The organism is Cyclonatronum sp., from assembly GCF_022565315.1.
GTDB lineage: Bacteria > Bacteroidota > Rhodothermia > Balneolales > Cyclonatronaceae > Cyclonatronum.
In genome coordinates this window covers 1-19652 of record NZ_JAIUMX010000067.1, presented here as the reverse complement: position 1 = coordinate 19652, position 19652 = coordinate 1, and the positions used below count along the sequence as shown (strand labels likewise).

Here is a 19652-nt window from a genome sequence, read left to right as displayed (position 1 = left end):
GACCGCCGTAGGTAGCTGACATCACCTTGGTGATGGCTGCCGTAAGAGTCGTCTTACCGTGGTCAACGTGGCCGATTGTACCAATGTTGACGTGTGTCTTATCGCGTGAAAATGTTTCTTTTGCCATCAGCTTAATCCCGGTTTGTGAATTGAGTAAAGATTATAAATTAAGATTCTTACTGACACTAAAAGAGCCGCTACTCGGAATTGAACCGAGGACCCCTTCCTTACCATGGAAGTGCTCTACCCCTGAGCTATAGCGGCTTGATTGAGATATGAGCGGGAGACGGGGCTCGAACCCGCAACATTCAGCTTGGAAGGCTGACACTCTACCAGTTGAGTTACTCCCGCGTTGCATGAGTGGGGAGAGCAGGATTCGAACCTGCGAAGTCGAAAGACAACAGATTTACAGTCTGCCCCAGTTGGCCACTTTGGTATCTCCCCGTATGCGTGTCAGTAAATTTAAGAACAGAGCTGGCGATAGGATTTGAACCTACGACCGGCGGTTTACAAAACCGCTGCTCTACCCCTGAGCTACGCCAGCCTTTATTTTGTTGAAGACTGCAAATTTAGATAACATTCGCATAATTGTCAACTTTTTTTCTGCGTGTTTTTCACGCTTCGCTTTTCGAGTATATAACGAACTCCTAAATACAGCACGTATATCGCGATTACACCGGCAATTATACTCCCATACAGGTTAAGATAGTTTTTGATTACCGGCCAATTATCCCCTATCAGCCAACCGGCACCAATGAGTATAAAATTCCAAGCAAGGGCTCCAATTGTTGCGTAAAGTGCTGTATTTCTGGGATTTAGCCGTGTAACTCCCGCCATAATGCTGATTATTGATCTCGCCCCGGCTAAAAACCTGTTACTAAGCACAACTCCCTGGCCCCAGCGGTACATCCATCTCTCGGCCTTATCGAGATATTCAGCGTCAAAAAATTTCAGGAACCAAAAACGGTTTCGCTGTGTCCGGATTTCATCTCCTACAGCGTATCCGAAATAGTACATTGTCATGAAGCCCAGCACAGATCCGGCTGTTGTTAGATAAACGACCCACCAGAACCCGATTATCTGCTCCGATGCCAGATAGCCGCCAAAAACAATCAGAATATCACCCGGAATAGGGGGTACGACATTTTCGAGATAGGCAATAATTGCCAAAATTACATAGATACCCAGTACTGGTTGCAGCCGAATCCATTCTACTATGTCTAATACATGCTGCTCCATTAAGTTAGTATCGTACAGTACTAATTGGTTGATTTATAAAGGAGTACAACGCTGCTCGCACTCATGCCTTCTTCCCGGCCAACAAAACCGATTTTTTCGGAAGTTGTAGCTTTAACAGAAATGTTTCCGGCTTCAGTCCCCAGGTCCTGTGCGATATTTTCACGCATCAAATCAATGTATGACCGCATTTTGGGTCTTTCTGCTACAATGGTTGCATCTACATTTCCGATTACATATCCCTTTTCGGAAATTAGCCTGTAAGCCTCCCGCAGCAGCACACGACTGTCTGCTCCTTTGAAGGCCGGATCGGTATCAGGAAAGTGACTGCCGATATCACCCATAGCGAGTGCTCCGAACATCGCATCAATTATGGCATGAATCAATACATCGGCATCTGAATGCCCCTCAAGCCCTTTTTCAAAAGGCAGGGTAACACCACCAAGAATGAGGTCGCGCCCTACTTTCAGGCGGTGCGTATCGTAGCCATATCCGATTCGGAACGGTTTTTCACTCCCTTTCATAATGTATGTAGCAATTTCAAGATCTTCTTTGCGGGTAATTTTAATATTGGTTCGCTCTCCTTCTACAGCCATCACAGGTATACCTGTAAGCTCTACAAGGGATGCATCGTCGGTACCAAAAATATTGTTTTCAAGAGCATGTCTATAGGCCTGTTTAAGTAGTTTTGTTTCGAAAACCTGAGGTGTCTGTGCCTGCCAGATGTCGGCACGGTTTTCAGTGCGAACAATTTCCATGCTTCCTTTAAGCCTCTTGAGGGTATAGTCAGAGGGTGTTACGAGAATTGCAGCACGGTGCGCTGCTGCTGCACGGGTCACTTTAAGTATATCCTCTTTACTCACAAAAGGTCGTACAATGTCGTGAACGGCTGTAAGTTCTTCTTCGACAATCAGGTTTAATGCATTATTTATTGAATAGAGACGCTCTGAGCCGCCCTCAACAAGCTGCACTTTTGAAGAGTTCAGGGAAGAGACGAGCTTTTTAGCTTCCGGCATCATCTCACTTGAAACAGCGACAATCACCCGAGTCACAAGTTTCAGGCCTGTAAACCTTTCCAGGGTGTGCTCCATAATGGTTTTAGAGCCCATCCTGATGTAGGCTTTAGGCACCGGGTAGCCAAGGCGTGTGCCCAGTCCCGCTGCCGGCAATATGACTGCCAGCTTCAAATTTTGCACTATTCCCCTAAATAATGAGCATTGCATCGCCGAAAGAGAGGAAGCGGTAGTCGTTTTTACGTGCTTCGTCGTAGGCATGCATCAAAAAATCGAAATCACAAAATGCAGCTGCAAGCATGAGCAGCGTGCTTTCCGGCTGATGGAAATTCGTAATCAGCCCTTCTGTGAGTTTAAAATCATAAGGGGGGTAGATGAATTTGTCGGTCCAGCCTACGGCCGGTTTGAGTAAACCGCTGGCTGTAATACTGCTTTCTATGGCCCTTACAGCAGTTGTACCACCGGCTACAACCTTGTTTGTTTTGCTTAGCCGCACCTGATTTATCAGCTCAGAGGTTTCCTCGGAAATAAAGAAATACTCTGAGTCCATGCGGTGCTTGGTCAGGTCTTCAACCTCAACCGCACGAAATGTTCCCCAACCAATGTGCAGGGTAACAGGAGCCATGAGCACACCTTTTTGGGTGAGCTTATCTACTAATTCGGGGGTAAAGTGCATGGTTGCGGTTGGCGCTGCAACAGCGCCGCGTTCTTTGGCAAAGATAGTCTGATAGCGGTGTTTGTCATTCGCTACCGGCTCTCTGCTGATGTAGGGTGGCATTGGCATCTCTCCGACAGCATCGAGCTTTTCGTAAAGCTCTTCGTTAGGACCGTCGTACAAAAAGCGGATGGTCCGCCCCCTTGATGTGGTATTATCCACAACTTCGGCTACCAGTTCATCACCGAAGTATAGTTTGTTGCCTATACGGATTTTTCTTGCAGGCTCAACAAGCACATCCCAAAGCATATTTTCCGGCTGAAGTTCCCTGAGAAGAAATACTTCTATGTATGCATCTGTCTTCTCTTTGCGGCCTTTCAGCCTGGCCGGGAAAACCTTGGTGTTGTTGTAAACGAGGCAATCGCCTTTGTTGAAATATTTATGGATATCAGCAAAAACTTCATGCGTTATCGTCTTTTTGTTTCGGTCAATGACCATGAGTTTTGCTGAATCTCTCGGCTCAGCTCCAAATTCAGGGATGTTCAGTCCCTCTGTATCAAACTTAAAATCAGTGAGCTTCATTGGCTTTTAAAAATTAATTATGCATGCACTTTGTGTTTAAACCGATATTAAAACGCCATCAAAAGGGTTTCCCCAAAAAAATGACAACCGCCCATACTCTTAATTATATTGCATTTGCGAATATTGAGCTAAGTCTCAACAAAAGGTTTAACCGAAACAAAATTCTTTTCTAAGTTAATTTTGAAATATAATTCAAGATTAAGCCTGAGACAAATTTATGATTTCAGAGTTTTTTTGGCTTTCTGCGGATCGGCATCCGGATAATTCAGAGGTTTAAATCGTCTTCGGGTAGCTGCCGGCTCTGAGCCCGCATGCTTTATATTTACCTTGTTTTTATGGTATAATTCTAATTTATTTCATACGTTGAGTACTGAACTCAAAACTCTGACACACCCCGGTTAATCGTTCAAAATTATGCGTTTTTCAATTATTACTTCAGTTCTGATTTTATTTCTTCTCAGCAGCTCAGCCTTCGGGCAGTTCAGAGATCATGCCATTCCGCCATCTGAATATACTGGCTCTGTTACAGGTCCCATAGCTTCAAGTAACAATATGTTTGGCCTTGCCGGATTCCAGATGAACCACAGCTATGAAATGAATATCGGCTCCTTTGGCGGGAATGCATATAACCAGAATTTCTACACGAATACCATGCATTTCCTTTTTAATGAAAATCTGACGGGCCGGGTTGATCTCTCCATCGCTCATTCTCCTTTTGGAAATAATTTCATGGGTGAAAATCAGGGGCCTCAGTTTTTCATCCGCAATGCAGAGCTTAATTATTCCTTTAACGAGCGCACACATCTCTCTTTTCAGTTCCGGCAGATTCCTGCAGGGGTTTATAACCCCTTCGATTACCACAGAAACCCGTTTAGCCGGTACGGATCTTCAAACCGGCACCGCCACAACGATATGTTCGGCTTCTAAGGGTATGCACGCTGTCTTTATTGTTGTTTCATGAGAGACCTTCTGAAATCATCTCTTTTTTTAAATGCAGGTATCGGTGCGGCTTCTGTTATCCTTTTAATTTTGCTGATTGCGCTGTCCGCCAGAGTTGTCTATCCCAGAGTATTTACTGAACGAACGGAATTACAGTCACATCTGCTGAGCAATGTTATTCAGGTTGAAGTGCTGAATGGCTGCGGGGTACAGGGGGTAGCTGCCGGTTTTACCAATCAGCTGCGAGAACTCGGATTCGATGTTGTACAGTCCGGTAATTTTGAAACTTTTGATTTGGCTGAGAGTGTGGTTATAGATCGTAACGGCAATCTCAAAAATGCCAGGCGTGTTGCACTCGCACTCGGTATCGACCCCAAAAACATCCTATCTGAAACATCTCCTTACTTTTACCTTGATGCAACTGTTGTAATCGGCGCAGATTACGAACAGCTTCTGCGCATCAACCATTAATTTTTTACCAACCAACCCTGCCTATTTTGACCGAAAAATCTACTCAGGCTGCTTTTAAGCACGAAGACTCAGAATCACTTGCTGAGTTTATAGCAGCTTCACTATCAGCAAAAAAAGCCGAAAAAATCTCCATTATGGATCTCAGAGGGATTACATCTCTTGCCGATTACTTTGTTATATGTAACGGCCTTTCTGATGTTCACGTGAAATCACTGGCAGACGAAGTTTCCGAAAAAGTCCGTATTGAAAGGGATGATAAACCATGGCGGCGTGAAGGCCTTGAAACCCGCAGATGGGTCGTTCTGGATTTTGTTAACGTAGTTGTTCACATTTTTAAGCACGATATGCGTGATTTTTATGGCCTTGAAAAGATGTGGGGGGATGCACCCGTCAGATCATTTGAAGATTAACTGTGATGCCGGTATTTACTTAAACTACTAATATACTAAAGCTTATGGCCCGAAAACCTAAAGTACTCCTTACAGAGCCCGTTTTTCGGGAAGTTCATGAGCTTCTGAAACAATACTTTGAGTTGCATGTGGGCAGGCGCGGGCAGTTCAATGACGCTCTTTCGCTTAGGGATGCAATTTATTGCTATGACGGCTTATTATGCATGCTCTCAAACCCTGTGAACGAAACCGTGCTGAGCAACGCTACCGTGCTGAAAGTAGTTGCGAACTATGCGGTAGGCTACAACAATATCGATATTGGCGCCTGCCAAAGGCACAACATAAGGGTTGCCAATACCCCTGATGTACTCACCGAAACAACAGCAGACGGCACAATTGCCCTTTTACTTTCTGTTGTAAGGCGCATCCCCGAGTCTGAACGGTTCCTGCGCAATGGGCTGTTCGACGGATGGAACCCTACCGGTTTTCTGGGCCTTGAACTTAGCGGCGCTACCGCTGGAATTATCGGGATGGGGCGTATCGGGCAGGCTGTTGCGAAACGCCTCCGGGCTTTCGATATGAACATTATTTACAGCAATCCGAAGCGCCTCGACAGGGAAACCGAAACCCTGCTCGGTGCCCGCTGGTTCGAAGATCCGCTTCAGATTGCCTCCCGTGCCGATGTCGTTTCCCTGCACTGCCCGCTCACCGACAAAACCCGCCATTTGGTGAATCAGCAGTTTCTGGACTCCATGAAACCTGATGCCTACCTCATCAATGCCAGCAGAGGCCCTGTTGTTGAGGAAATCGCTCTTGCAATGGCACTACACGACCGGCGCATAGCAGGCGCCGGAATCGACGTTTTTGAATTCGAGCCGGAAGTTCAGGATATGCTGCTGTCTGCGCCTAATGCAGTGCTTGTTCCGCATATTACGAGCGCAACCAAACCGACACGGCTTAAAATGGGTATGTTAGCCGCCGGGGCCATTGCAAAGACGCTTTGCGGAGCTGATTACCCCTGTCACTTTGTGGTTTAACTTTTCCTGCTGATTTCTTTCCAGCCCGATTGCAGCTGCTCATGCCAACAACCCTCCCTAAACAGCCCTATCCGAATCAGTTACGGCTGTTTTTATTGCTGGCAGTACTGCTGCTTTTTGGATGGATTACCGGAGAAGCGAATTTTTATTTTGGTCAGCCTGAACCTGAACTGCGCGAACAACTCGCCGTTCAGGCTCTCGACGGCGCTGTTAATACTTTCAGAGAAGCCGAGGCGCTGTTGGTTTCCGACACCCGTCGTGTGAAGGCAGTCATCCTGCCCCTGCTCACTATTGATGTGCAGCCTGATCCGCTTCGCATTTATAACCGCATAAGCAGCGAATCCGGTTTTCGCGGCATCTCTGTGTTTCGGAACCGAAACCTGTTTACCTGGTCAGGCAACCCCATCACCTATCTGCCCTCGCTCGATGCAGGCGAAGTTTTCACAGATGTAGTACAGAGCGGCTTTGTAGTTTATTTCGTAAACCAGCTCACTTTTTTTACAGAAGACGGCACCCGCTACGATATCGTAACTACACGGCTGATACGCCGCACCGGCGCATCACCACAGTTGCTTACCCGGCAGTACGACCTCACCCAAAGCTGGGCACAAGAGCAGGCCTTCCCCGTTCACTATCGTTTTTTCGACCTCAACACCGGGCCGGTTACTGCCCGAATGCGTGCACTTAATACAGCAAGCGTTGATTCAGTAGGTTTTGTTACTGTCAGCACTGCTGATTTTCCGGCCATCGTTCGGGATTGGGAACGAAGCATGGCACAGTTTCGCTGGCTGGTAATCAGTCTGCTCGGCTTTCTCATTTGGTGGGGAGTGCTGCTTTGGATAACTGTAAGGCAGCCCGCCGGCATTATATCACCCGGTTTGGGGGCCGCCGCTACCCTTGCCATATGGGGCTTGCTAAGCGGTCTTAACCTGCCCTTCCCGCGTTTACTCAGAGATGTGAGCGGGTTCGATCTTACAACACAGCTTCAGCTGTTGTTCGACAGCCTTTTTATTTCTGCTGCAGCACTGCTGCTGGTAATCCAGCTTTTGCGTCTGAAACAGGAAGGTATCGCTCAAAAATGGTCTTATCCGGTTTTCACGTTTATTGCTGCTTCGGCTTTTTTTGGCAGTGCATGGTCGCTCAACCGGGTTTATGAGGTGATTCTCATCACCCAAACCGGTGTTACCGATTTGCGTGTATTTCCCGCACTGCCTACATGGATCGTCTATTTTTCGAGCCTTGCCCTTACCGGAACTGCGGTTTATCTGCTGTTTCAACTTACGCGCTTTGGAATGCGTCATTTCCCAAAACTTGTTTTGTATGTGCTTTGGGTGATGGCTGCCGTGGCCGGATCCGCTTGTTTTGCCTTTACCGGTAGCGCTGCAGAAAGTCTTCCGGTCATCTTTTGGGTTAAATACCTGCTGATCCTTCTTGCGATCATCTTCATTTCCGGCCTTACGTGGATGCAGCACCTCTCCCCGCTAAGCATACCCGGCCCACGGGCAGTTACGCTCCTTATTTTCCTGGTCACACTCATCCTGCTGCCGCTGTATTTCGATGCTTCTATTCAGAAAGAGAACGAAACCATGCTTAGGATGGCTGTGAATTACGCCACTACCGATACCGAAGAAGCAGAGCAGATCAGTCGTGAACTGATCCGCAAACTACTGGAGGACGGCGTAATTACGCAGGTTCAGAGCCTTGAAGCAAGTCCCGCTTTTCCTGTACAGGCCGTTGCGCAGTTCCGGCAGCAGGTGAGCCGTCAGATTCAGCCGGAGTGGGGGTCTTACACTATTATGGCTTTCCTGCTCGACGGCCGGCTCAATATCATCGCCGATTACGGCTCGCAGCCCTCCTTCATGGACCGCTTCTCCTCCTCCTTTCATGACGAAGTGCGCAGCTTTATCCGGCATTCGCTGCAGCGGCCTTTTGCGCGGCTGCCAATTATCGAAGCCGATGACCGCTTCCGGGGCTTCCCCATTTTTATAAAAGGGCTTCAGTCCATCCCCTCTGATTTCCCGACACAGCCATCATGGCTCGTTACCTTCGTGCTTGTGGAAGGCAACAGCTTTGGCCGCCCGGTGAATGACGCCCTCGCCTTTCACGAACGCGACCGCGAAAGCTGGAATCGTTTTGTAGTAACTGAATATGTTGACGGCCGCCGGACCCGCACCACTTCCGCTCTCCGAACCCCCCTGCTTGCCGAAAGGCACCTTCTTACAGATGCACTTACACCAGCCACAGGTCAGCAGCTGATTAAGCGCCGCCTAACGGATCGGGCTGCTTACAGGAAGCTGATTTACGGCATAGACGAGCAAACCACCGTAATGGTAACCGTACGGGACGTCACTTTTCTTAACTACATCTTTTCGGGTTTCAGGTTTTTTGTAGCCTTGCTTATCGTGAGCCTGCTGCTCTGGCAAATCCGCTCCCTCTTCCAAAAACCCGGCCTGCCCTGGAGCGGCAGGTTTTTCTCCCGCCGCTTTCAGGATCGCATCCTCGACAGCTACCTGATCGCTACCCTCCTGTTTATGATCGCCCTGGCTTTCGTTACAGAGTACATCGTGGGCTTGCAGAACGTACGCATCGCCGAACAGGAGCTCTACCGGAACCTCAGTGCGGTCGAAACCCGTCTTATAAACCAGCGCACGGGTGGCATGAGCCGAAGCGACGCCATTCAGCTCGAAGAGGTGGACATCATGCTGTTCGAAAACGGACGCCTCTCCCAAACCACCGCTCCGGAAATTTTCAGGCTGCAGCTCATCCCCGACTTCATGCCATTCGAGTCATACACCAATATTTTCAGCAACCATCAGACTACCGTTTTCCAACCCTTCAGTATCGGTGAGCTTTCAGTGCTGATGGGCTTCCGGGCCTTTTTCGAAAACGGTGAGGTCCAAAGCGTAATCGGCATCCCCGCTTACACCCGCTCCGCGATTTACGAGCAGGAATTTCTTCAGACCACGACCTACCTCATTGCCTTCTACATCATCATTTTCATGTTTTTCACCGGTATTGCGTGGGGGGTTTCGCGCAAGCTAACGCAGCCGCTGGCCGAGTTCGAAAGCGGGCTGAAGCGCATCTCCGCCGGCGACCTCGATACAACCATCCCCGTGAGTTCGGATGACGAGATCGGGGAACTGGCCCGTGCCTACAACGAAATGGTGCTCGACCTGCGGAACGTGCGGGCCGAGCTGGCCGAGGCCGAGCGCGACGCCGCTTGGAGCGAAATGGCGCGGCAAATTGCCCACGAAATCAAAAACCCGCTCACGCCCATGAAGCTCAGCATTCAGCACCTGCAGCGGCAAATGGCCATGGGTGAGCGGCCGATGGAAGAGCTCCGCCCGGCCATCGAAAAACTGACCGCCATGCTGGTAAATCAGATTGAGTCGCTGAACCGCATCGCCGGCGACTTTTCTGCTTTTGCCAAGCCGCTAACCGGCAAGCAGGATAAACGGGACCTGAACGTACTCATCACCGAAACCCTTGCCCTGTTTGAGCAGCATCAGCAGATCGAATTCCGCTTTTCGGCAAGCCCCGAGCCCTCATGGGTGTTTGGCTCGAGTGATGAAATCAAACGCGTTTTCATCAACCTCATCAAAAACGCTATCGAAGCCATGCCGCAGGGGGGCATGGTGAGTATTGGGGTGAATCAGCAGTCGGGCGCACATCAGGTTCTAATCACTGATACCGGAGCGGGCATGCCGCCGGAACTGCTCGACAGCATTTTCGCACCCAACTTTTCGACCAAAACGAGCGGCACCGGCCTTGGCCTGGCCATCTGCAAAAAAATTATGGATGCGCACGACGGAAGCATCGGGGTGAGTTCCGGAGAAAACAGCGGCACTACTTTTGAGCTGCGCTTTCCGGTTTACGCCGAAAAGGGATAGCCCAAAAAGCCGTATATTTGCCGACCCCGAAAACCGGCCCTAAACCGAATTCTGAAAATCCCTTTTGAACCGTCACGAAACGCAAGAACCCGCTCCCCTGTCCGGCCGCATTGCCGCTGAAGCCAAAAATATCTTCCGGCTCGGCTACCCGCTGATTATCGCCAACCTGCTGCAGATGTCCATGTCGTTTGTGGATACCGTTATGGCCGGCAACCTGAGCACCAACGATCTGGCTGCCGTAGCCATTGGTTCGAGCATACTCACGCCGGTTTTCATGCTGGGGGTCGGCATTCTGATGGCAGTTACCCCCATCGTAGCCCAGCATTTCGGCGCCGGAGAAACCGGCAAAATCGGCAAAAGCGTGCGGCAGTCGCTCTGGCTTGCCGTGCTGATGGCCATCCCCACCATTTTGCTGCTGCGCAATGCCTATCCGGTACTCGCGCTGCTGAACCTCGATCCGGAGGTCGCTCATCTTGCTGACGGCTACCTGAAAGCCGCCGCCTGGGGCATTCCCGGCTTTTTCTCTTTTCTGGCCCTGAAGCATTTCAACGAAGCCGTTTCCGTTACGCGCCCCGCCATGTACATCGGCGTAGTGGGCCTGTTTTTCAACATTCTGGGCAACTACACTTTGATGTTTGGCAAATTCGGCTTTCCCGCGCTGGGCGCCATCGGCACCGGCTGGGCTACCATGATTGTGATGTGGGTGATGTGCTTCTCGATGCTGGGCTACACCTGGCTGCGCAAAGACTACGCATCGTTCGGCATTTTTGATGACATCCGCCTGCCCGACCCCGTTTACATGAAAGAGCTCCTCTGGCTGGGCTTCCCCATCGGCATTACCCTTACGATGGAAGTAAGCATGTTTGCCGTCGTTGCCCTGCTGATGGGCATGCTCGGCACAACGGCGGTAGCGGCGCATCAGATTGCCCTGAACCTGGCTTCTATCACCTTCATGATGGCTTTCGGACTCTCAAGCGCCATCACCATACGGGTGGGTCAGAACCTGGGGCGCGGCTCGCTCAGCAACGCTACCTTTTCCGGCTACGTTGGCATTGGCATGGCTACAGCAATGATGTGCTGTACCGCCGCCCTTTTCTTCCTGTTCCCCGAACTGCTGATCAGCATCTATACCGACGATGCCGAACTTACGCCCCTTGCCATACAGCTGCTGTTTATGGCCGCTGTCTTCCAGATTTCAGACGGGCTTCAGGTTAGCGGCTCAGCTGCCCTGCGCGGGCTGAAAGACACCAAAATTCCGATGATTGTGAATCTCATCGCCTACTGGATTATCGGCTTCAGCTCGGGCTACTTCCTCGGCATTCATCTGGGTTACGGGCCCAAAGGGCTGTGGGCCGGTCTCATTCTCGGCCTCACCACTGCAGCCGTGCTGCACAACCTCCGGTTCCGCTACCTTACGCGCAACCGCAGCCGCCGCGAACTTCTGGCGCAGGCCGAAGCCGGCTGAAGCTGAACGGGTAAGGCAGACTGCTCGTTTGTCTTGTTACGCTTCATCAAGACTTATCTCACCCATTTTTTATGCCAGCCTACATCCATCAGATTGAAACCGATGTGCCCGCAAATTCCTACACCCAGGAATTTGCCCGCGAGTTTATGAAACAGCACGTCGCAGACCGCGATGCCGTAAAGCGGATTTTGCACCGGGTGTACGCGCTCTCAGGCATTGACAAGCGGCACAGTGTTATCACCGAATTTGCTTCGGGGGAAAGCGGTGATTTTTTTGATGCCGAAACCCAAACCTTCCTGAACCCCGGCACCGCTGCCCGAAACGACCGCTACACCCGCGAAGCCAAAGAGTTGTTCGTGAGGCTGGCCCGGAAAACAGTGGAAGCCTCCGATTTTGAGACTAGCGACATCACGCACGTAGTTACCGCATCCTGTACCGGCTTCTTTGCGCCGGGTCCGGAATATTTCATCGTGCGGGGGCTAGGCCTGCCGCCTTCAACGCGGCGCTACCACATCGGTTTTATGGGATGCTATGCTGCCTTCCCCGCCCTCAAGCTGGCCGAAACCATCACCGCTGAGGACCCCGATGCCGTTGTGCTGATCGTGTGCCTCGAGCTGTGCACCCTTCACCTGCAGCCCAAAACCGACACCGACGCCCTGCTTTCAGCGGCCGTTTTCGGGGATGGCGCCGGGGCCGCTATCGTAAGCCGTCGCGAGCCCGCTGCCGGCAAACCGGCCCTCCGCATGGACGGCATGTTCACGGCCCTCACCCCGCAGGGCGAGCAGGACATGGCCTGGACCATAGGCGACAACGGCTTCGACATGGTGCTCTCAACTTACATCCCGGATATCATTCAGTCCAACATCGGTTCGCTTCTTGCGCCGATTCTGGGAGATAAAACCGAGGCGGACCAATTTGGCTACTGGGCCATCCATCCCGGCGGCCGGGCCATTCTCGATAAAATCGCGCAGAGCCTGTCGCTCGAACCCGAACAGCTCGGGCCCTCGCGGCAGGTACTCAGCGAGTACGGCAACATGAGCAGCGCCACGATTTTATTTGTGCTTAAATCCCTGCTTTACGATTTTCCGGCCCTGAACAAACCGGTTATCAGCATGGCATTTGGCCCCGGCCTCACGGTCGAGACCGGCCTGTTCACTCCGCTCAATCAACCCGAACCTGCAGCCGAAATTTCCGCTTCAACCGATGCCGCTCTTCCTCAGAAACCGTGATGTTCAGACCGCAGAGCTGATGGACTCAGCCGACTGCAACCCGGTACTGCTCAACAACACCTACCGGCACTTCACGCACATCAACCGGATGCTTTCCGGCTGGGAGCTGCTGTTTCACCGATATATCGCGCCACGATGTACCGATGAAAACAAGGTCTATACCCTGCTCGACATCGGTTTTGGCGGCGGCGATATTCCGTTGCACATGCGTGAACTGGCGTTCAAATACGGTATTAAACTGCAAATAACAGCCATTGATACCGACCCGAGAGCGCTGTACTACGTCAATACCACCTTCCGTAACACCGGCATTTCGTTTCAGTGTGCTTCAGAGGATGAACTCCTCAAAGAAGGGCAAACCTTCGATTTTGTAATCTCAAACCACCTTGTGCACCATCTTGATCCGGAAGACGTAATTTCCCTGCTGGCGAACGCTAAAAAGCTGGCCAACGAAATGGTGTTGTTCAGCGACCTCAGCCGCAGCGATATAGCGTGGTTTTTGTTCAACTGCCTTACCCTTTTTTCCTTCCGGGACTCCTTCATCCGCTACGACGGCCTCACCTCTATCAGGCGAAGCTACACGGTAGGCGAGCTTCAGGAGCTGCTGCCGGAAGGCTACCGGGTTGAAGCCACCATCCCGTTCCGGCTGCTCATCACCCACATAAATCCGTGAGGGGCACAGGGTGATGGCTACTGAACCGAAGGGCACGCTCCCCGCTGAAACCGACATCCTCATTGCAGGTGCCGGCCCTACAGGGCTGCTGCTCGGCATCCTCCTTGCTGAAAAGAAAATCCCGTTCGTGATGGTGGAGCCCCGAACGCAGGTTTCGCAGCACTCCCGCTCGATCGGCATCCATCCGCCCTCCCTTCAGCTTTTTAAGGAGTGCGGCCTCTCCGATGCTTTTCTCAAAGCGGGCAACCGCATCACAACGGGCCGCGCCTTTGTGGATCACAGCGACCTCGGCACCATCTCCTTTTCCGGGCTAACGGGTGCTTTTCCGTTCATCCTCACGCTGTCACAGCAAATCACCGAGGAGATTCTCGAGAAGCGCCTGCTCGAGATTGCACCTGGTCAGCTGTACCGCGGCACCGGCTTCGAAAGCCTCACCAAAGAAAAAGACAGACTGAAGGTGACGCTCACTGACGGACAGGAAATCCGCTGCCGCTACCTGATCGGCTGCGACGGCAAGAACAGCCGCGTGCGTGAACAGGCCGGAATCGAATTTCTCGGCGGCTCCTATCCGGACACCTACATCATGGGCGATTTCGAAGACAATCTTGGCACCCGCGAAGAGGCGCGGGTGTACCTGTGCCGCGACGGACTGGTCGAATCTTTCCCGCACGGCCAAAACCTGCGGCGCTGGGTGATTAAGACCACAGAGCCCGTTTCTTCGCCCGATGCACAGCTCATTGCCGGCCTTGCCCGGGAGCGCACCGGCACCGCACCCGAGCCGGACACCAACAGCATGCTCAGTAGTTTCGGTGTGCAGCGGCTTATGGCCGAGAGCTTCGTGAAAGGCCGGGTAATTCTCGCGGGGGATGCCGCCCACGTGGTGAGCCCGATTGGCGGACAGGGCATGAACCTCGGCTGGTTCGACGCGCAGCTGCTCGCTGGTCTGCTGCCCGATGTGCTCCGCCCCGAAAAACCTCTGCCCCGCCTGCTCAACAGCTACGAATACCGCCGCCGCAACGCCGCATACACCGCCGCTGAAAGAGCCGCCTTCAACCTGCGGATGGGCCGCTCCTTCTCCCCTAAAATCAGCTTTTTAAAAAAAATTGCGGTCAGTCTGATGCTGCTTCCCCCGCTCAGAACGGTGCTCCTCAAGAAATTCACCATGGACGGGCTCGACTAACCATTGCGGGGCAAATACTTAGCATTTTGCACGGAAGCACATCCCCCGAAAACATACTGCTCCCGTATCATCAGGAATTTACGGGCCGGTAATAGGTATATCGGCTGAAGCCTGTGTCATAACTGAAACCTTTCAATCTAAATTCGCCTTAACTGAATGGAAACCCTCACCAATGAGCAGACGAGTGAGCTGTTTGAACTGATTTCCAAATCGGATCAAAATGCATTTGACCGGCTGTTCCGGGCTTTTTTTAAGCCTCTGGTGATGTTCAGCTGCCGGTATGTAAGCGATCAGTCAACGGCATCCGACATCGTACAGGATGCCTTTGTGAAGCTTTGGCAAAACCGGACCAAGCTGAGCGGTGTAGCGTCGGCACGGGCTTACATCTACACAACTGCAAGAAATCTGAGTCTGAACCACATTCGCGACAACGCCCGGATGGAAACCGGGAATGAAATGAGTGAGATGCAGCCCTCTGAAATCAACGAAACAAGTGTTAGCTGGAATGATGCTTTCTCAGAAGAACATTCAGAAAGCATCTACGAGAGAATGCAGCTGCTTTACCACTGGGTTTCTCAGCTGTCAGACCGGCAGCGGGAAGCCTTTGAACTCAGCCGTTTTGAAGGCCTCGATCATCATGAAATTGCAGCTGTAATGAAAGTTTCGCCGCGCACCGTTAACAATCACATTGTTGATGCCCTTCGCAATCTTCAGCGCATGCACGAGCAGCACGAACAAAAATTCAAGTAGTACCCCCATGGTAAAATCAGAACACAACATGAAAAAAACCGAGCCCTCCGTAAAGCAGCACCTGAACAGGCTTGACCGCAAAACGCGCGAAGAGATGCTTGCCATCTGGAATGGTACAGAAGCGGCACACCGCAGGCTTAGCGGGCAGAACGTTTCTGATGCCTCGATGGAGCAGGCGCTGAGCCGGGTGCACAGCCGCATTGCGGAAGCCGACCGCCCCAGAAAAGAGATTCCCGTAATCGTGCTGCCCAAAAAGAAAAGAGGGCTTGACCTGCCGCGCATTTCTATGCTCCTCGCGGCTTCGCTCGCTTTTTTTGCGCTGGGTTTCGGCTGGATGTCGCACATCAGCTGGAAGCAGGTGCCGGCCGGTGAAACCCTGGCCCTCACCCTGCCCGACGGCAGCAGCCTCACGCTCAACAGCGGCTCGGAAGTGGGGTACAACCGGCTTTTCGGCCGCACCAACCGCAGCCTGAGGCTCAACGGCGAAGGCTACTTCGAGGTCGTACCGGGAGATACTCCTTTCCGGATCAGAGCCAACGATAATGTGGTGGAGGTTTTGGGTACTTCCTTCAACCTGCGCTCATGGAGCACCGACCCCGACCGCGTTACAACCCTTAGCGTAACCTCAGGCCGGGTAGATTTTTTCCGAAGCCAAAATCCGGAAGCAGCTGTAACCCTCACAGCAGGGCAAAGCAGTATCCTCAGCGATCTCAGCAGCATCCCCGCGGAGCCCTCACAGGTGCAGGCCACACAGGCCCTCGCCTGGAAAAGCAATCAGCTCGCTTTCTCGATGCAGCCTCTTTCCGTTATTTTTGATGAACTTGCGCGCAAATTTAATGTCGCAATTGAGGTGAACGCAGGCGATATTGCCGAAGCCCGGCTCAGCATTTTCTATACCGAGCCCGATCTGGAAACCATTCTTGCTGAAATCTGCACCGTAAAAGGTCTCGAATATTCCCGCACAGCCAACGGCTTCCGGATCCACCGCTGATCTGATTCATCCTGCCTTTCCGCAGTACCCCAAACCTGACTTTCTAAACAGGAAACCGGTATGTTGCAGCACCTTTCCCGCTTTTTATTTCCCCTAACAAACTCCGGAGTACCCGCCTGCAAGCGGGTGCTTTGTTTGTTTTTTATAGGGCTGATGTGCTCCCTGCCCGTAACCGGCGTTTCCGCGCAGCAGGCAGCCCCGGCCTACAGCCTGGATTTTTCGGGGGATACCCTCACGGATGCGCTCGACAGAATTGCGGCCCTCACCTCGGCTGACCTCATCTACGATCCGCGGGTGGTCGGCATCCGGCACATTTACCGCCGGGTTCGGGGCAATACCACAGCCGAGCTGCTCACAAGCCTGCTGCAGGGCACACAGCTGGATTTCATCATTCTGTCGTCAGGCACCTTTGTGATTGTGCAGTCGTCGCAGCGCCCGCCCGAATTTGGCTCCTTCACGGGGCAAATAACGGATGCCGCAACCGGTGAGCCGCTTCAGGGCGCAACGGTGATGTTTGCCGATGCCAGCGGCGGCACGGTAACCAACCGCTCCGGATTCTTCAGCATCAGCAACATGATGAGCGGTCAGCACGAGCTCGTCTTCTCCTTCATCGGGTATGAGCCGGTCCGGAAAGTGATTGAGGTAAACGGAAACGGAACTACCCGTGAGCGCATCACCCTAAACCCAAAGCCGCTTGATGTAAGCCCCATCGTTGTTTCCGCGCACCGCTCGATGCTGCCGGCAAGCTGGCACCATGAGCAGGCCGAGGCACGTACGCTGTGGAGCAGCGGGGAGCGGCATCAGTGCGCGGTGCAGAGCCTGAGCCTGTTCAGCGGCGTGCAGCACGGGCTGCCGCTCAGCGACACCCACATTCAGGGCGCGCAGCGGGGCGAACACCGCATGTACCTCGACGGTATGCCGGTGTACAACCCCTACAGCTTTGGTCAGCTGTTCAGCGCATTCAGCCCGTTCGCCATCAGCCGGGTGGAAGTTGAAAAAGCCGGTTTTGATGCCTCCATGGGCAGCCACATTGCCGGCAGCATCGGCCTGAAACATGCCCTCAGCCCGCGGCAGCGGCAATCTGCCCTCTGGCAGGCCGACCCGCTCAGCACCAACTTTTTCGGCTCGGCAGGGCACACGACCACAGCCGGAAACAACATCAACATAATGGCTGCCTTCCGCTCATCGGTCTGGAGTATTTTTCAGGACCCGACCCTGGCCGGAACCCTCAGCGAGTGGGACAGCATCGACCCCATGCTGTACGGCCTGGTAGCAACACCCGGGCTAAAAACAACCGGCATGCGCAGCTTCTCGCCGGTTGCCAACACTTCCGATATTTCTTTTTATGATGTGCACCTTGCCGGCTCGGCTGATTTCGGCCCGTATCAGCGCCTGAACTTTTCGCTCTACAGCGGTCAGAATCAGGTTGAAACCGACGTGCTGGCCCGCGAACAGTTTTTTGATGACGGCTTCATGTTTTCGCGCGATCACTACAACTGGCTCAACACCGTGGCGCAGCTGGGCTACGACTGGGTTGTGAGCCCGCGCCTCGACCTCAGCGTTCAGGCCGGCTACTCCGGCAACCGCATGCGCCACAACTACGTGATGGCCGACAACAGCATCTACGCCATGCTTGCCGGCGATGCGCCCCTGAGCGACAGCGCAATTTTCGGGCTCTACCGCGAAAACCTTGGTCACGGCGCGGCACAGCACGACAGCAACGAAATACGCCATTACCTTGGCCGTGTGGATGCTGAGTACGCCATAAACCCGCGACTTTCCCTTTCCGGCGGCGTTCAGGCCGACTTCGTACAATCCTCTTTCGACCTCAGCTCGCTGTTTTACCTGCCCGCCGTTGACGAGCAGCAGTCCGTGCACCTGAGCTCCTACCTCAACACGCACCTCACCCTGCCGGGGCCTTGGCGGTTTACCGTGGGTTCGCGCATCACCCGCCTCACCGGCTCATCACAAACTTTTCTCGAGCCCCGCGCGCAGGTACAGTACGACCGGCAGCAGTCGGCCATCGGCTTCTGGTCGCTACGGCTGGCAGGCGGGGTGTACCGGCAGTTCATCAATCAGTTTGACATCACCAATGCCGGGCCGAGCTCTATTGTGCCATCTTTCACCATCTGGGCGCACGACAGCAGCCTGCCGCAGCCCAAAGCCTGGCACGGCAGCGCAAGTTTCCTCTCAGAGCCGGCACGCGGCACAAGCATCCGGCTTGAAGGCTGGCTGAGGTATCAGCCCACCGGCTACATCACCTCCTACGACCGGCTGCTCACCGACAGCGGCCACACCCGCGAAGGCTTCGATGCCTTTGCCGAAATCACCGACATGCAGTCGTGGGGCGGCAGCATCAGGCTGAGTCAGCAGCTGATGGGCAACAGCCTGAACCTGCTGCTGGGCTACGACTACAGCCGGGCCGACATCAACATGCAGTCGCAGTTTGGCAGGGTAATGCCCGCCCCCTGGAATCAGCCGCACAGCGTGCAGGCCCGCGCAATCGCCCACCTCACCGACAAATGGACCGTATCCGGACGCTGGCAGTACATCGCCGGCCGGGCATGGGCTTTCCGGCAGGCCTACTACGATTTCCTGATGATGCACAACGTGCACGGCATCGACCGCTTCAACTTCACCAGCCCCGAAGATGACCGCCTCCCGGCATTCAGTCAGTTCGATCTGTCCCTCATCTTCACCCAAAACATCGGCATCACGCAGCTGCAAACCCGCCTCGATCTGGTAAATGTGCTCAACCGCCGCAACGTAATCGACCGCGGCGTGCACGCCCACGCCATGCACGCCGACGGCACGCAGGAGCTCTCCGTGTACGACCGCAGGCTGCCGGGCTTCAGCCCATCGTTGAGTGTGCAGTTTTCATTCTGAAATCCGCCAAGCCTCAACTTTCCTGCACCGTTATTTTTTGGGGACCGCAACAGGCCGGGTAAACAGCTCATTTTTCTGCCTGCCCGCAGGTTTGCATTTCAGGCTGTTTTTATCCTTCCGCCAAATAATTCAAAAAAATTCAGGCACCGGCGTTCTGTCGGGTGTCCTGTTTATGACACACGCCCCAAGGACATTTTGAATTCTCAGGTGGACAGGAAATTGACCATGTATAGCTCTTATCTATTTCTTGCCCACTTTCAGGCCCG

16 protein-coding genes and 4 tRNA genes are annotated in these 19652 nt (G+C 53.0%); 12 read left to right on the top strand and 8 right to left on the bottom strand.

Going from position 1 to position 19652, the window contains the following annotated elements; all coding sequences use genetic code 11:
* From LAT75_RS10680 to queA, 8 genes are all read right to left on the bottom strand, one after another.
* Nucleotides 1-127, bottom strand: a 127-nt coding sequence (locus LAT75_RS10680; protein ID WP_291482650.1) for a GTP-binding protein, incomplete at its 3' end; no start/stop codon positions are given.
* Nucleotides 128-192: 65 nt separating this feature from the next.
* A tRNA-Thr gene (locus tag LAT75_RS10675) sits at nucleotides 193-264 on the bottom strand.
* Nucleotides 265-278: 14 nt separating this feature from the next.
* A tRNA-Gly gene (locus LAT75_RS10670) sits at nucleotides 279-351 on the bottom strand.
* A 10-nt stretch (nucleotides 352-361) separates the two neighbouring features.
* Nucleotides 362-444, bottom strand: a tRNA-Tyr gene (locus LAT75_RS10665).
* Between the two features lie 28 nt (nucleotides 445-472).
* Nucleotides 473-544, bottom strand: a tRNA-Thr gene (locus LAT75_RS10660).
* Between the two features lie 47 nt (nucleotides 545-591).
* On the bottom strand, nucleotides 592-1239 hold the full coding sequence (locus LAT75_RS10655) for a DedA family protein (RefSeq protein ID WP_291482648.1): 648 nt from the start codon (nucleotides 1237-1239) through the stop codon (nucleotides 592-594).
* A 20-nt stretch (nucleotides 1240-1259) separates the two neighbouring features.
* Entirely contained in the window at nucleotides 1260-2405 is a 1146-nt protein-coding gene (gene ispF / locus LAT75_RS10650) for a 2-C-methyl-D-erythritol 2,4-cyclodiphosphate synthase (protein WP_291482647.1), read from the bottom strand.
* Between the two features lie 34 nt (nucleotides 2406-2439).
* Nucleotides 2440-3486 (bottom strand): tRNA preQ1(34) S-adenosylmethionine ribosyltransferase-isomerase QueA, encoded by a 1047-nt coding sequence (gene queA / locus LAT75_RS10645; protein ID WP_291482646.1) that lies wholly within the window; start codon nucleotides 3484-3486, stop codon nucleotides 2440-2442.
* A gap of 414 nt (nucleotides 3487-3900) precedes the next feature.
* Here queA and LAT75_RS10640 point away from each other — a divergent pair, with 414 nt between their 5' ends.
* From LAT75_RS10640 to LAT75_RS10585, 12 genes are all read left to right on the top strand, one after another.
* A complete protein-coding gene (locus LAT75_RS10640) occupies nucleotides 3901-4413 on the top strand; it encodes a hypothetical protein (protein WP_291482645.1) in 513 nt (170 codons plus the stop codon).
* A gap of 30 nt (nucleotides 4414-4443) precedes the next feature.
* Nucleotides 4444-4896, top strand: a complete 453-nt coding sequence (locus tag LAT75_RS10635; RefSeq protein WP_291482644.1) for a LytR C-terminal domain-containing protein — start codon at nucleotides 4444-4446, stop codon at nucleotides 4894-4896.
* 26 nt (nucleotides 4897-4922) lie between these two features.
* Entirely contained in the window at nucleotides 4923-5306 is a 384-nt protein-coding gene (rsfS, locus tag LAT75_RS10630) for a ribosome silencing factor (protein WP_291482643.1), read from the top strand.
* Nucleotides 5307-5350: 44 nt separating this feature from the next.
* A complete protein-coding gene (locus LAT75_RS10625) occupies nucleotides 5351-6322 on the top strand; it encodes a D-glycerate dehydrogenase (protein WP_291482642.1) in 972 nt (323 codons plus the stop codon).
* 41 nt (nucleotides 6323-6363) lie between these two features.
* Nucleotides 6364-10212 (top strand): HAMP domain-containing sensor histidine kinase, encoded by a 3849-nt coding sequence (locus tag LAT75_RS10620; RefSeq protein WP_291482641.1) that lies wholly within the window; start codon nucleotides 6364-6366, stop codon nucleotides 10210-10212.
* Between the two features lie 64 nt (nucleotides 10213-10276).
* A complete protein-coding gene (locus tag LAT75_RS10615; RefSeq protein ID WP_291482640.1) occupies nucleotides 10277-11677 on the top strand; it encodes an MATE family efflux transporter in 1401 nt (466 codons plus the stop codon).
* Nucleotides 11678-11748: 71 nt separating this feature from the next.
* The gene (locus LAT75_RS10610; RefSeq protein ID WP_291482639.1) at nucleotides 11749-12906 is read left to right on the top strand and encodes a type III polyketide synthase; all 1158 of its coding nucleotides are present in this window, start codon (nucleotides 11749-11751) and stop codon (nucleotides 12904-12906) included.
* Complete coding sequence (locus LAT75_RS10605; protein WP_291482638.1) at nucleotides 12881-13579, top strand: methyltransferase domain-containing protein; 699 nt, start codon at nucleotides 12881-12883, stop codon at nucleotides 13577-13579. Before LAT75_RS10610 ends, LAT75_RS10605 begins: the two co-directional genes overlap by 26 nt.
* A gap of 13 nt (nucleotides 13580-13592) precedes the next feature.
* Nucleotides 13593-14759, top strand: coding sequence for an NAD(P)/FAD-dependent oxidoreductase (locus tag LAT75_RS10600; RefSeq protein ID WP_291482649.1), 1167 nt, complete (start codon nucleotides 13593-13595; stop codon nucleotides 14757-14759).
* 156 nt (nucleotides 14760-14915) lie between these two features.
* Nucleotides 14916-15509, top strand: a complete 594-nt coding sequence (locus LAT75_RS10595; protein WP_291482637.1) for an RNA polymerase sigma-70 factor — start codon at nucleotides 14916-14918, stop codon at nucleotides 15507-15509.
* Between the two features lie 28 nt (nucleotides 15510-15537).
* Nucleotides 15538-16500, top strand: coding sequence for a FecR domain-containing protein (locus tag LAT75_RS10590; protein ID WP_291482636.1), 963 nt, complete (start codon nucleotides 15538-15540; stop codon nucleotides 16498-16500).
* A 135-nt stretch (nucleotides 16501-16635) separates the two neighbouring features.
* Nucleotides 16636-19386 carry a TonB-dependent receptor gene (locus LAT75_RS10585; protein WP_291482635.1) on the top strand — a complete coding sequence of 917 codons (2751 nt, stop codon included), beginning with the start codon at nucleotides 16636-16638 and terminating at the stop codon, nucleotides 19384-19386.
* The last annotated feature ends 266 nt before the right edge of the window (nucleotides 19387-19652 follow it).